Annotated in this window: 9 protein-coding genes and 1 pseudogene; 8 read left to right on the top strand and 2 right to left on the bottom strand. The window is 35.2% G+C overall.

The features are described from left to right. From EDC17_RS15470 to EDC17_RS15445, 6 genes are all read left to right on the top strand, one after another. Positions 1 to 3,059 (top strand): SusC/RagA family TonB-linked outer membrane protein (locus tag EDC17_RS15470; RefSeq protein WP_132778985.1); only part of this gene is annotated, 3,059 nt, incomplete at its 5' end. A 13-nt stretch (positions 3,060 to 3,072) separates the two neighbouring features. Beyond that, positions 3,073 to 4,839, top strand: a complete 1,767-nt coding sequence (locus tag EDC17_RS15465; RefSeq protein WP_243646178.1) for a RagB/SusD family nutrient uptake outer membrane protein — start codon at positions 3,073 to 3,075, stop codon at positions 4,837 to 4,839. An 88-nt stretch (positions 4,840 to 4,927) separates the two neighbouring features. Continuing rightward, positions 4,928 to 5,785 (top strand): sugar phosphate isomerase/epimerase family protein, encoded by an 858-nt coding sequence (locus EDC17_RS15460; protein WP_165894443.1) that lies wholly within the window; start codon positions 4,928 to 4,930, stop codon positions 5,783 to 5,785. Between the two features lie 2 nt (positions 5,786 to 5,787). Next, positions 5,788 to 7,479 (top strand): BACON domain-containing protein, encoded by a 1,692-nt coding sequence (locus EDC17_RS15455; RefSeq protein ID WP_132778979.1) that lies wholly within the window; start codon positions 5,788 to 5,790, stop codon positions 7,477 to 7,479. Between the two features lie 2 nt (positions 7,480 to 7,481). Then, positions 7,482 to 8,627, top strand: a complete 1,146-nt coding sequence (locus tag EDC17_RS15450; RefSeq protein WP_132778977.1) for a YdcF family protein — start codon at positions 7,482 to 7,484, stop codon at positions 8,625 to 8,627. A gap of 9 nt (positions 8,628 to 8,636) precedes the next feature. After that, complete coding sequence (locus EDC17_RS15445; protein WP_132778975.1) at positions 8,637 to 9,515, top strand: phosphodiester glycosidase family protein; 879 nt, start codon at positions 8,637 to 8,639, stop codon at positions 9,513 to 9,515. 837 nt (positions 9,516 to 10,352) lie between these two features. Here the strand turns inward: EDC17_RS15445 and EDC17_RS17370 are convergent. Beyond that, positions 10,353 to 10,956 (bottom strand): annotated as a pseudogene (locus tag EDC17_RS17370) (IS256 family transposase); the annotation flags it as partial. Positions 10,957 to 11,021: 65 nt separating this feature from the next. Between EDC17_RS17370 and EDC17_RS15430 the strand changes: the two are divergent. Then, positions 11,022 to 11,897 carry a HEPN domain-containing protein gene (locus EDC17_RS15430; protein WP_132778971.1) on the top strand — a complete coding sequence of 292 codons (876 nt, stop codon included), beginning with the start codon at positions 11,022 to 11,024 and terminating at the stop codon, positions 11,895 to 11,897. Between the two features lie 16 nt (positions 11,898 to 11,913). On the opposite strand, the gene EDC17_RS15425 is transcribed toward EDC17_RS15430, so the two are convergent. Next, on the bottom strand, positions 11,914 to 12,174 hold the full coding sequence (locus EDC17_RS15425; protein ID WP_132778969.1) for a helix-turn-helix domain-containing protein: 261 nt from the start codon (positions 12,172 to 12,174) through the stop codon (positions 11,914 to 11,916). A 562-nt stretch (positions 12,175 to 12,736) separates the two neighbouring features. Here EDC17_RS15425 and EDC17_RS15420 point away from each other — a divergent pair. Then, positions 12,737 to 14,278 (top strand): TlpA family protein disulfide reductase, encoded by a 1,542-nt coding sequence (locus EDC17_RS15420; protein ID WP_132778967.1) that lies wholly within the window; start codon positions 12,737 to 12,739, stop codon positions 14,276 to 14,278. Positions 14,279 to 14,387: the final 109 nt, after the last annotated feature.

Here is a 14,387-nt window from a genome sequence, read left to right as displayed (position 1 = left end):
GCACTTGTTCTTGCCAATTATTCTGCACCATTCTTGCCAATTATTGTGTAGTCATATTTGCCAAAAATCGTGTAGTTTTATTTACCGATCACAACCCTACATCAAGTGATCTTGAAGAAGTTGTAATTGTTGGTTATGGTGTTCAAAAAAAGGCAAACTTGACTGGCGCTGTTTCTCAAATCAATGCATCGGATATAGCACTTAGGCCAGATGCTAATATATCTACTGCCCTGCAAGGACTAATGCCTGGTCTTAATATTCAAATCAATAATGGTGATCCTTCAGAGACTCCTGATATAAATGTGCGTGGTTTCAATTCCATTAATGGGGGCGGTCCTCTTGTATTAATTGACGGTATTGAAGGTAATATCACGAGAGTTAATCCAAATGATATAGAATCTGTGACAGTTCTAAAAGACGCAGCTTCTGCAGCTATTTATGGAGCTCGTGGTGCTTTCGGTGTAATATTAATTACTACTAAAACGGGTAAATCAGGTACTACATCCATTAACTATTCTAATAATTTTGCTTGGACTAATCCAGCGGCCAGGACTGATTTTATAACGGATCCTTATGTGTATGCAAAAACTGTAGACGCTGCTCTTTATGGGTATAATGGTACTAGCTATAGCCAGTACAATACTATGGATTGGGAAACAATTAAAATGGTGGCTGACGGTCAAATCTCACCATTTCATGAATTGCAAACAGATGGCACACATAAGTTTTTCTACAAGACAAATTGGTGGGATGAATTATTCCGTAAGAATCAATTATCTAATTTTCACAATGTCTCGGTTTCAGGGGGCACTGAAAAATTAAGCGCTTATTTCTCAGGAAGAGTTTATGACAGACAAAGTATTAATAATATCAATAAAGATGCGGGCATTGAACGTCAAAACTTTAAATCAAATATTGTATTTCGTCCATACGATTGGTTAGAATTGTCTGCAAATACGCAATTTATAAACGAGAGAGACAAAGATTATGGAGGCTTTTCGAACGGTTTCGGGGGCTTATGGAGTACAACAACATGGTACAATTTAATGGCTTTCTATCCCGTGAGCATTGACGGTATTCCAGTAGATATTGGTACAGGTAATGGAGGCCAAGGAGGTAATGCTGGTTTATATGCTGGAAACACTTCACGTGTATTTACTACAGAAGAATTTACAAATACTTTTCGTGCGGTAGCTAAGCCTGTGAAAGGTTTAGTGTTAAATTTTGATTATAGTAATCGTATAGATAACACGGGAAGAACATTACGCTTAAATCCATTTGAATATCTGAAAGGTAATAAATTAAATTACACTGTTGAAGGGCTGAATAGATTAACAGAGTATCGCTGGAAAGATAAATATAATGCCTTAAATGCTTTTGCTACATATAATCTTAGCTTAGATTCAAAACATAATTTTAAGTTACTTGCAGGTTTTAACCAAGAACAATTTAACAGAGATCGTTTGGAAGTTACAGCCGATGATTTGTTACTAGAGAACCTTTCTAATCTTGCTTTAGCAACAACAATGAATAATATTTCTGGCTCAGCAATGGACTGGGCTGTGAGAGGTTTTTTTGGGCGATTCAATTATGATTATAATAATAAATATTTGCTTGAATTGAACGGTCGCTATGACGGTTCTTCGCGCTTCCCTAAAGATAGCCGCTGGGGATTTTTCCCTTCGTTGTCTGTAGGCTGGCAAATAGATAGGGAAAACTTCTGGGAAAATGTAAGACCTTACGTTTCTTCATTTAAACTGAGAACATCATATGGTAAATTAGGAAATCAAACCGTAGACGTTAATACTTTTAAAGAGCTAATGAATGTGTCAAGATCTAATGATTGGCTAAACCAAGGAAACCCTTTAACAATTGCTCAGATGCCAAGCCCACTTCCTAGTGTAGTTACTTGGGAAACCACGCGTAGCTTAAATTTTGGTGCTGATATCGGCTTACTAAATAATAAGTTATTCTTGAACTTAGATATTTATCGCAAAAATGTTGAAGGGATGTATCTTCCAGGAGAGCCATTGCCTGCCGTATTTGGGGCAAGTGAACCTAAGGAGAATTACGCTGGTCTGCGTAATGAAGGTTATGAGTTGAATATTTCCTACCAAAATAGTTTTGATGTGCTAAGCTCACCATTAAAATTTCGCGTATCAGCTAATGTTTCAAATTTCAAAGGTATTATTACAAAGTATAACAACCCGAATGGTCTATTAAGCTCTTATTATGAAGGACAAAGATTAGGGGAAATTTGGGGATACCGTATTGCAGGGCAATTCCAGTCAGATGAGGATGCGGCAGCTTACCAAAGTACATTTACAAATCCTTCCACTTCTTTAGGTAGAGTATATGGAGACGTATTTAACGTAGTTCAAAATAGTGAGTGGAACTATCTGCGCGGGGGAGATGTAATATATATAGATTTGAATGGAGATGGAAAAATTGATAATGGCGAGAATACTTTAGATAATCATGGAGATTTGGAACGTATTGGGAATGCCACTCCGCGTTTCCCATTTGGGGTTAATTTAAGTGCGAGTTGGAAAAGTTTAGATTTCTCAATAGCCTTATCTGGTATTGCACGACAAGACTGGTACCCAACAGGCGAGTTGTACTGGGGAACTTATCAAAGACCTTATTTATCCTTCTTAAGAAAAGATTTAATTGATAATGCATGGACGCCTGATAATAAAGAGAATACCTATCCACAAATATATAGAGGCTATTCTTCTTTACAAAGTAATAGATCATTGTATCAAATCAATGATTATTACCTAACTAATGTTGGTTTTATTCGTGCTAAAAACCTTACAGTTGGATATTCTTTACCGCAAGAAATGATACGTAAAGTCAAAATAGAAAAACTTAGATTATTTTTTAGTGGAGAAAATCTTTTCACCTGGAGTTTTGGAGGGTTAACAAGATATATAGATCCTGAACAAGCAGGTTCAGCAATTAACCTATCGTCACCTGCAACCGCAGATGATAGAGGCGATCAGCGTGTTTACCCTATGGGTAAATCATATTCTTTTGGTTTAATATTGGATTTATAATAATATGTTTAAAATGAAAATTTCGATTCTATATATAAACGTAGGGATTCTCACGGCCTTATCATTTTTGAGCTCTTGTAATGATGATTTCCTAGACAGATCATCCAAAGATAAAGTGGAGGCACCATTTTTCTTTAACACTGCAAAAGATCTTGAAGTAGCCACAAATGCGCTGTATACGATGTTACCTGATTTTAACATATATACCGAGGATGCTGCTTCAGATAATTTGGTGCCATTGAATCCAAGTACTAAAATTCGTGGTAATAGAATAGTACCAGTTGGTAGCGGGTCAGGAGGATGGTCATGGGGTAATTTAAGAAGAATAAACTATTTTTTAAGTAATTATCACAAAGCGAATGATGACGCTGCAAAAGCTAAATTTAGTGGTATAGCCCGTTTTTTTAGGGCATATTTTTACTATGATAAAGTAAAAACTTTTGGTGATGTTCCTTGGTACAATACTGTTCTTGACGCTAAGGATCCTGATCTTTATAAAGCTCGGGATTCTCGCATACTAGTAATGGATTCGGTCATGGCAGATTTAGATTATGCTATACAAAATATTCCGGCTGAAAAACAAGTAAATCTAATTACGCGCTATACAGCCATGTTATTAAAAGCTCGAATTGCATTATTTGAGGGTACTTTTAGAAAATATCATGGTATTGCTGGATATCAAGAGTATCTTTCTTTGGCAGAGCAGGCCGCCCTGCAGTTAATTAATTCAGGTGCTTATACTTTATTTACTGAAGGAGGAAGTGAGTCTGCTTATCGTAATCTATTTGGAAGATACAATCAAAATGATATTGAAACTATTTTAGCAGTTGATTACGAAACAGGGAAGCGTGTACATTCCTTAGGTAGTTCATTCACATCAGCCACACAAGGGTCTTATGGTATAACCAAAGACTTTATAAATAGCTTTTTGATGAGTGATGGATCACGTTTTACAGATAGACAAGGGTATCAAACGTATAATTTCTTTCAGGAAATGCAAAATAGAGACCCGAGATTAACGCAGATCACGGCCGGTCCAGATTTTAAAGTAACTGGTAAAAACACTAGGGAGCCCGTGAATTTATCTATTACAACTACTGGTTATAGAATCATAAAAGCTTTACCTGACAATTCGCAATGGTCAACCTCAGGATCTTACTTTGATATTATATTATTTAGATATGCTGAAGCACTATTGATTTACGCTGAGGCAAAAGCCGAATTGGGTACTATAACGCAAGCCGACCTAGATTTATCAATAAATAAATTGAGAGCACGTGCAGGTATGCCGAATATAAATTTAATACAGGCTAATGCAACTCCTGATACGTATTTGGCAAACATGTATACTAATGTAGATAATGGAGCTAATAAAGGAGTGATTCTGGAAATTCGACGTGAACGACGCGTTGAACTTTTTAATGAAGGGTTTCGTTGGGATGATTTGATGCGATGGAAGGCAGGAAAAAAGATTGAACAGCCGATGGTGGGTATTTATTTTGCTGGTGTTGGAAGCCATGACTTCAATGGTGATGGTAATGCCGATGTATTCTTACATACAGGATCTACCACAGGTGCGCCTACATCAGTTACATCATTTGTAAATATTTTACAACGGACATTGCGAAATCCACTCACTGGATCGCAGAATTCAAATTCGGGAAATATTGATCCTTTTCCAACTGGAGGAAAATTTGACGAAGATAGGGACTATTTAGCTCCAATACCTTCTGAGGATTTATTACTTAATAAGAACTTAGTTCAAAATGCAAATTGGTAATATGCAGAGATTTAGGTTTTTTATTGCATTTATAACATTATTTACAATGTCCGTGTCAATGCTTTACGCAAAGTATTCACCTTCTCGAATGGCCTTAGGATATTCTGTTAATATGCAGTTAATTACTAAGGAGAAGATGCAATATGCAAAGTCGCTAGGGATTGATTACATTGAATTATCTAATGTCGGCTCTATGCTTAATAAGGATTTAAGTTTGAAATATGATCAAGACTATTGGAAAAATCAAATAGATAGCATAAAAACTATATTAGATGCTACGGACATCAAAGTTTGGTCAATTCATATGCCTTTCTCTCAAAAGATTGATTTATCCCTAAGATCAGAGTTGGATAGAAAGAAGGTGGTTGAGACACATATACAAATGATTCATTTACTTTCTGCTTTGCGAGCTGAAATTATTCTATTTCATCCTTCCTATTATTTAGGAATGGATGAAAGGGAATTAAGAATCGCACAATTGGTGAAATCGGTGTTTGAATTAAACATTGAAACCCGACGTCATAATATGCAAATGGTGGTTGAAAATATGCTTGGCCCTCAACTAACAATAGATGACAGGGAAAGACCGTTATTGCGGACCATTAAAGAATGTGAATTAGTGTTCTCTCTTTTACCTGATGATGTAGGTCTTGCAGTTGATATGTGTCATATCATGAATTCCGAATTATTAATCGAAAAGTTTAATTCTCGTGTTAAAACTTTACATGTTTCCGACGGCGACGGACTATCAGAAGCGCATTATCTTCCTTGTAATAAATTTGGAAAAAATAATTGGAATTTGATATTTGCCGCGCTAGAGAAAATTAATTATTCTGGAGTATTTATGTATGAATGTAAATACACTGACGAAAAGGAACTTAAAAACTGTTATGATTTATTAGAAGTTGATTATAACAATTATAAACTTAACAACAAACGTATTTAATTATGAAGAATATTAATTATTTAATCTTAATAATTGCCTTTGTTTCACTCTTTACAGCTTGTAAAAAAGATAAAAATATTTTTGAAAGCAAGCTTTTGATTGGAAATACCTACTTAGAAGTAAGTAATAAATCTCAGCGTTACACTTTTGACGTTTTGTCAAATAAAGAGATTGAGATTAGTACCGATGCCACTTGGATTACACTAGATAGTACTAATTTCGGCAAAGGAAAAAATAAAGTTGGTTTTACAGCATCTCTTAATGAAGATGATGAGCGCTCGGCTGTGATCTTAGTGAGGATGGATGCTGAAAATGAGCGTGAGGTGTTAGTTGTTCAGGAAACGGGGAAAGCTCCTGTTTTCTATGTTAAGCCTGATGGAAAGGGTGATGGTAAATCTTGGGTTAATGCTATGGATCTGAATTCTGCTTTGGAACAGTCCACAACCAATAGCGTCATACATTTAACAGAAGGTATTTATAAACCAACTAAAACAATTAGGAATGGTGATGCAACAAATGAATCAGATAAAACAATCGAAATAGCAAAGAACATAACGTTAATAGGGGGGTATGAGGCTAATCCTACTTCAAGCTCTACAGCAAATCCGGCTGTTTATAAAACTATTTTTGATGGACAGCTTTCTTCATCTATCAATAGCTATCACACGGTAACTATTACTGCACCATTCGACGCCGAGTCTAAAGTTTCCATAAGTGGCATTGTTATAAAAGGAGGAAATGCTACTAATAGAGGAAGTAATGTAACAATATCCGATGTTCGATATAACCGTGGCTGGGGAGGTGGTATGTTAATAGCAAATGCACGCGTAGAATTAAGTAACGTAGAAGTTATAGAAAATAAAACATCTAATTCTGGAGGAACTGTAGGATATGGTGCTGGAATTTATGCTTTTAATAATGCCGAAATTACATTGAAAAATGTTAAAATTAATAACAACCGTGGAGGAAATAATGGCGGTGGTTTATGGTTGGCTGATGGTAGATTAATAGCTTATAATTCTCAGTTTAATAATAATTCTGCATCTGGTACTGCAGCGGGATTACATGGCTACCCGAATGCTACTTTAACATTGTACAACTGTGAGATTAAAAATAATTCAAATACTTCATACGGTGCTGGACTTTATGTTCGTGAGAATTCGACAGCCTATGTCATAAACTCTCTCATCTCAGGTAATAAGTCAACATCTGCTAATGGTGGTGGAGGAGTAATGCTGTATGGAGGAACTACTGTTCACCTTATTAGTTCAACTGTAGTGGATAACACATCTGCAGGCCCTGGTGGAGGTGTTTATAAACGTAATCTAGTCAATAATTTGAATATATATAACTCAATCATAGCTAATAACACACAAGCTGCAACTTCTAAAGATGTAGATATGTTTGCTGAAGCATCTGCTACGAATCCAAGCATTAAAAACTCGGTAATTATGACTTCAGTTTATTCTGCTGAGGGAACTGTAGTATCGGGTTCTACATTTTCTCCAAACACCATGCTTAATAATGATTTCATGCCTATTGGACAGAATAATCCAGCATTACAATATGGCGTTGATAAAGATGGTCTAAGCGCTTACGGGAGTACATTCAATCCTATATTTTCAGAGCACATTACTAAAGACATGTTTGGTGCAGAAAGAACATTAAAAATAATGGGGTATAAAATTAAATAATTATGAAAATAGTATTATTTGTCTGTCTTTTAATATTATCCTCCTTGAATAATAGTATAGCTTCTAACCAGAAGACAATTATGTTGGTTCTTGGCTCTAGCAATCCAGAAATTCTTGCTTCAAGAATACAAATAGCAAATAGACTGTATAAAGTACAGCAAATAGATAAAATAATTGTTTCTGGTGGATGTGGTGCACATAAGTCTTCGATATGTGAAGCAAGTATTATGTTTGATGGTTTAGTGAAATTGGGAGTGGAATCTTCTAAGATTTATAAAGAAGAGAACGCAAAAACAACCGTCCAGAATTATGTTTTCAGTCGTACTCTCAAGGATGAACACGGAAAAAATATTATTCAACAGGGAGATACTGTATTTGTTGTTTCGAATCACTGGCATGCTGTGTCTGTTGCTGCGCGTTTGAAGAAATACGATTCTGTACATGCTAAATTTTTTATTGAGGGAGATATATCGCCCAAAGAAAATGATAAGCTTGATTATGTGTCTATTTTTAATGGGGAATTAGATAATGATAAATTCATTAGAAATGCGCTTTGGCTGACACCTCAGGCATCATGGCAAATTAAAGACAATACCTATTATCTAATGGATTCTTTAGTCTATGAAACCAATGATGGGAAAGTTGTCAGTACGAGTAATCGCTCTCATGTCTTTAATGACCCTCGATTTATAGATCAAAAGGGTGCTTGGTCTTTTATAGAAAACGGCAATACTTGGTTTATTAAAGTGTCAGATAAAATTTATGTTGTCGATAAAAGTAATATGAAAATCAAAAATATATTTTCATGGGATAATTTTGTTTATAATATGCCTGATAGTTGGAAGATTAATAGTTTCAATGCAGGATTAATTGTAGACGATAAATTAATACTATTTTCAAACGATGCGGTTTTAGTTGCTACTAAAAAAGATGACAAATTCGTTTTCCAAAAGGAGGGAGAGGCAGCAAAAATATTCACGAATTGGCCCTTTTCTTGGGGAAAGTCTAATGTCGCTGGAGTGTATGGCCAAACTAATAACCAAGAAATACTCCTTTATAGAAACAGAGAGTATTTAAGAATAGACAGGCAATTGAATGTTATTCAAAAACCAATGAATTTAAATGTTAAATGGGTTAACACCCCCTAATTATCTACTATGAAAAACAGAATTTTATATAGTTTACTTATTTTATTCCTTTTTGTCAATTGTTCTAAAAAAGAGGAAGGAACCCAGCTCCCATACGACTATACGAATGTTGAGAAATTAGATGTAAAAGAAATAGTTGCTGCTGCTAAGTGGGACGTAAGATCTGTAGCTGAAGGTATAGTATGGAAAAGCTATCAGTTTAATAATTTGTTCGAAACAAAACAATTTGTGACTATTCTAGAAGTCGACTTATCAAAAGGATTTAAAATAGAATTACCATTTGTAACTTCCGGTTTTTTAAAAACTAGTGTGGCTGCAACCGATCATAATGCATTGGTAGCATTTAACGGAAGTTATTTTAATACTACCTCTGGGGGCTCAACAGTATTCTTAAAGAAAGATGGAAAAGTTATTAAAGAAACAAATAATGGTTTCAATAGTTATAGGGAGAATGGAGCCTTAACGCTTAATTCGTCTGGAGTACCAAATATTGTGGAAAAGCCATCATCAGGATGGAACTCTATAAATGAGCCCACAGCACTTGCAGGAGGCCCACTCCTAATGATTGGAGGTAAAGAACTATCACAATTGGAAGTGGACTTTAATACGACTAGACATCCAAGAACTGCAGTGGGATTGACTGCAGACAATAGACTGTTAATAATCGTAGTTGATGGCCGTGCTTCCTTATCAAGAGGTATGTCTATTCCAGAACTTTCGAGTTTCATGGCAGCTTTGGAATGTGTTTCTGCACTAAATTATGATGGAGGTGGTTCTTCTACTGCTTGGGTGAAAAATTATGGTGTAGTTAACCATCCTTCTGACAATGGCAAATTTGATAATGAAGGAGAACGAGGCGTAGCTACAGTATTTGTAATAAAGAAATAATAGTGTGAATATAGAATAAAGAGCTAGTTCGTTAATACCCCCACAAAGTTTCTAACTTTTTGGGGGTATTTTTTTTATAGTAATAAATGTAAGATATGATATAAGATTGAAACTTGCATGGTCCTGCAATTGCAACAATGTGAAATCTAAGACTCTGTGTATTTCAGTGAGTCAGCTTCACGGCAGGCATACGGGTTTAGATGTATACTGTCTATCCTGTCACTTTTTACCTCCGGTAATACCAAAACTCCACTTTATATGGTCAAATTTCGGATATGGAAAGGTAGTTTTTTATAAGAGCAGAATTCCCATAGTAAGCGGTGGTATATCCCGGTATTCTCTATTACCAGTAAAGAATTCTCATTGAGAGCAACCCTATTCCATTTTAGCCAAACATAGAAAGGTTTAAGTCCTTATTACGGTTTTAAAACCGTATTGTCGGGATCAGCAGCTTTTAGTGCTCAATCACGCTCATTAAAGCAAGCATCGAAATAGGGCTTCGATACGTCTATACCAATAAATAGTTTTGTCTTGCTCTTCACTCAATATTTTTACATTTATTAACAGACACTAATTTTTTGCTTCATCGACTCAATTCCTTGATTATAAGTAATTAACCCTCATTGTTATTTGGCCACTAAAGAAAAGTCGGCAGTGGATTCGATCCAAAACTTGATATATAACCTTTAAAGCTACATATTGAGCAAACAAATTCGTCATCTGTTTATAAAAAAGCAAATCTAAAGGACAGCAACTAGCACATTTTTGTTACCGCAGTAAAATCAAAATGAAATATACGGTGGTGAGCTCATTCCTAAGTGACGCAAAAAAAACTTATAAATTACCGATGCAGGCAGTTAAGATTTCCTCCAAGTCTCGGTTCTGTAAATCCGTCAGTACTCTCAGCCAAAAGTTGGCACCCTCATTTTCCAAAACATACATTCCTAACAAATACTTATGTCCGTTACGGTCAATGCCAAGGATATTGTATACAGCATGCGAAACAAAGCGATGGTCTTATTTTACCTTGTAGTGCATGGCATCCATTGAGACGACTGTATAAAGAGCACCCAGACTTCGTGATTGCCATTCCTTGCCCTCGGGAAAGATCTTATCTGTAATCCAAGAGAGTGTGCTGTGGCTGATGTCCGTATTGTACATCTCATTGATGTGGTTCGAAATGTCCCACAAGCTCATGTCAAAACTGTACATACCTAAAATATTCTTCTCAATGCTCTTGGCTAAAATCGTCTCACGTTTCTTAATAATCAGAGGTTCGAAGTTAGACTCCCGATCAAGTGGTGTGTCGATCTCGATCGTGCCATCGGAGGTACGAATCTGCCTGCTGGACTTGCCGTTACGCCGATTACCACCAGAGCATTAAGGATCGTCTAGATGACTCTCCCTCAGCCTCCAGCGCTGCTACTAAAAAATTCTTAATTTAATAGATACTTTGGTACATTGTTGTAGGGTCGAATGTAACTTGATTTTCCTTATCTTTACAATATGAACCAATTTTTATCACATTTACCAGAACATAAACAGAACGAGCTTGCTGAAATCGTAAAGGTTATCAGAGATGTGGCTGATCCGGTTAAGATTATTTTGTTTGGAAGTCATACCTCTGATAAGTGGGTAGAGGATGAGTACGAGGAGCGGGGGACGACTTATTCTTATATTAGCGATTATGATATTCTCGTTGTAATACCTCATGGTGACAAGGATAGGGAGCATGACATTGCTAGCAAAATCGAGAACAGAACACTTAAATATAAGAACGATGTAAGTCCCATAGTCCATAGTTTCAACTATGTAAATAAGGGGCTTGAGATGGGCCAATACTTCTTTCGAGATATTATAAAGGAAGGTATTGTTCTTTTTGATACTGGTGAGTATATTTTTTCTGAACCTAAACCTTTAAGCAAAGAGCAGGAAAAAGAGCTGATAATTCGTAATTTCGATAATTGGATAAAAATAGGAAGTTCTTTTTTAAATGGTACTAAAGCTTTGTTTGAAAATTCTCTACAAAAAGGACTTGATTTTAGACAAGTTGTTTTTAATTTAAATCAAACTGCGGAAAAATTCTATGGAGGCCTGTTGTTAGTTTATACTGGTTACAAACCAAAGACTCATAAGTTAAAAGTCTATCGTAAATATTCCAAACATATTGATGAGGAGCTAAATTACCTCTTCAAACATCCAATTGGAGATAGGGAAGAATATAGATTGTTTGATATACTCAATAAGGCTTATTTAGATGCTCGTTATCAAGATGATTACTATATTGATTTGCAGGATTTAAAGAAATTAATAAATAAAGTGGAAAAATTAGAACTGTCGGTAAAAAACTTGTGCGAAAAGCGGATCGCTGAACTCTCGTAAAATTACAACTATATTGTTACTTTTTTACAGACCAATCTTGAGAAAAATCAAAATCTTTATCTAAAATATCTCTAGGTTGTATTCCTAATCCCTTAGAATATTCTAGGAAAGTAGTGAAATTAAAGTCTTTCTTGCCATTTTCTATGTTACTAATATTGCTCTTTGTTAGGTCACAACGAGCCGCAAGTTGGTCTTGACTAAGACCAACTTTTTTGCGTTTGTCTCTCAGAAATGAGCCTATTTCAGATAATCTAACTAAATCTCTTTCTTCGTTCATATAGGATTTAGCCAAATAAGCTTTTATTTAAAACTTTTTTGTTATAAGTTCTTGCAACATTGTGGGTTTTTATTATATTTGTTGTATCATTCATAATGGTAGGCGTGAGAAACCTAAAGCCAAAATGAATGAGAAATATAGACTTAAATAAATTTCGTAGATATTCAGATAGGACCTCCCTTAATTTTATAATGCCGTGGTCGCGTAGTTTCTCACGCTCAACCATTGAGCAAGGGAGGTTTCTTTTCTGTTCATCATATTTTGCATACAACCTAAAAAAATGGCTTTTTAAGCTGTTAATTAGTCCCCCTGAATAACTTATTTCTTTAATCATTTTGTCTATTCAAGATTTCGACTCTACCTATTATTAGCCATATAAATTTTGATAAATACCGCTAGGAAAGTTGAATGAATAACTAAATTTTAATTTGTTAATATATAGTGTTATGCAATTAATTATTTAATGCATAGTTATTTATAAATTATTCTCAGTTCATGCAGAAATAATCAGCTAACAAGCTACTAAATTTTCACTGAATCGAGATCATATTATATCCGAAAAATGAGAGATTTTTTAAGGGGTGGGAGAGAATTGCCACAAGTGCAGGGCTATGCTCGCCTGGAGATACAAAATAAGATAATATCCAAAACCAATTTAATCCTATCTGAGCATAAGGAATCAGAGGACGAGAAATTATCATCCGATGAAAAGAATAGCTATGCCTCGTACCTAGCTTCTATAATCTATGAATATCAATTGAAGGTAAAGTATGCATGTATATGTTTGTGGACTTTTCTTACTATGCTAAATTTCGATATTGCCTATGCACAAAAAACTATTACATCTGATATTTTGCCTTTGGAAATCGGTGATACCATACCCCAGAAACTATGGGATATGCCTCTTCAAGTTGTTAATCATCCTGAAGGAAAGGATACAATCAGTTTAGCGGCTTATCGAGGTAAGAAGCTTATTATACTGGACTTCTGGGCGACCTGGTGTGGCCCCTGTTTTGAATCACTTCAGAAATTGAACGTTATGCTGACAAATAGCAGTATGCCCATAGATTTTGAAGTTTTGCCAATCAGCAATGAAGATGGTAATAAGGTCAATCAGTATTTAATAGATAAAGGGTGGCATTTTGAATCGGTTGTTAAAGGACAAGATCTAACAAAACTTTTTCCGCATAAGACGATCCCACATTTAGTTTGGATAATAGACAATAAGGTATCATTTATTACAGGGGGAGAAGCATTTAATAGATTGAATATAGATAAAGTACTTAAAAAAGATCAGATCAATATACTGCTAAAAAATGAGGATTTAGCTTACAATTCAGAAATGCCATTACTTATTGATGGTAATGGTGGAGGAGGCGACGAGTTACTATATCACAGGCTCCTTTCAAAATCTATCAATTCTAGGGGGTCGGGGAGCTATTCTAGAGATGGTGTTATAAATTATTTTAATGCCACTGTAGAAGCGTTATACTATAAGGCTGTACAATCTATAATACCATTTAGCGGAAAAGAAAATAGAACTATAATCGATCTACCGGATTCCATAAAAAATATAATTACGCCGCCCCAGCTGTCCTATTCGGGTGACTATCTGAAAGATTCGCTATTGGAGGTATGGAAATCTGAGCATATGTACTGTTATAATTTTATTTGTCCTGGAATGGCAAAATCGATTATGGAGCAATGTATGCTTGAGGATATTAACAATTATTTTGGATTACGATATGGAATAAATGGTAATATCGAGAATAGAAAGACAGCTTGTCTTGCTTTGTGTAGCATAGATATAGATGTGAATAATTATCAAACAAACTCTTCAGATAGATATACAAGAGTGTCAGACACTGAGATTACGTTGAAGGCAACGCCTATGGCTTCTTTTATAGGCCATCTTACCAGAAAGCTTAATTCTCATAACCTACCTGTGGTAAATGCAACTGGATATCAAGGACTAGTAGAAATATCGCTAAGTGGTGACCTCAATAATCTAACACATCTAAACACAGAGCTAAAAAAGTATGGACTCGCAATCATGCCTCATCATCAATCAATTGATATGCTAGTAATCAAAGAAATTTTATAAATATGAATAAACCAATATCATTACTGTCCCATTAAAACTTGAAATTGTTCTTTGAAATATTTGAAATATAGTTAGTTATAGAGGTTTGGCAACCGAACGGACTTGAAAA

Source organism: Sphingobacterium alimentarium (assembly GCF_004342685.1).
In the GTDB taxonomy this organism is placed as follows: Bacteria; Bacteroidota; Bacteroidia; order Sphingobacteriales; family Sphingobacteriaceae; genus Sphingobacterium; species Sphingobacterium alimentarium.
The sequence above is the reverse complement of the archived record's forward strand: the minus strand, read 5'-3'. Positions and strand labels throughout refer to the sequence as shown.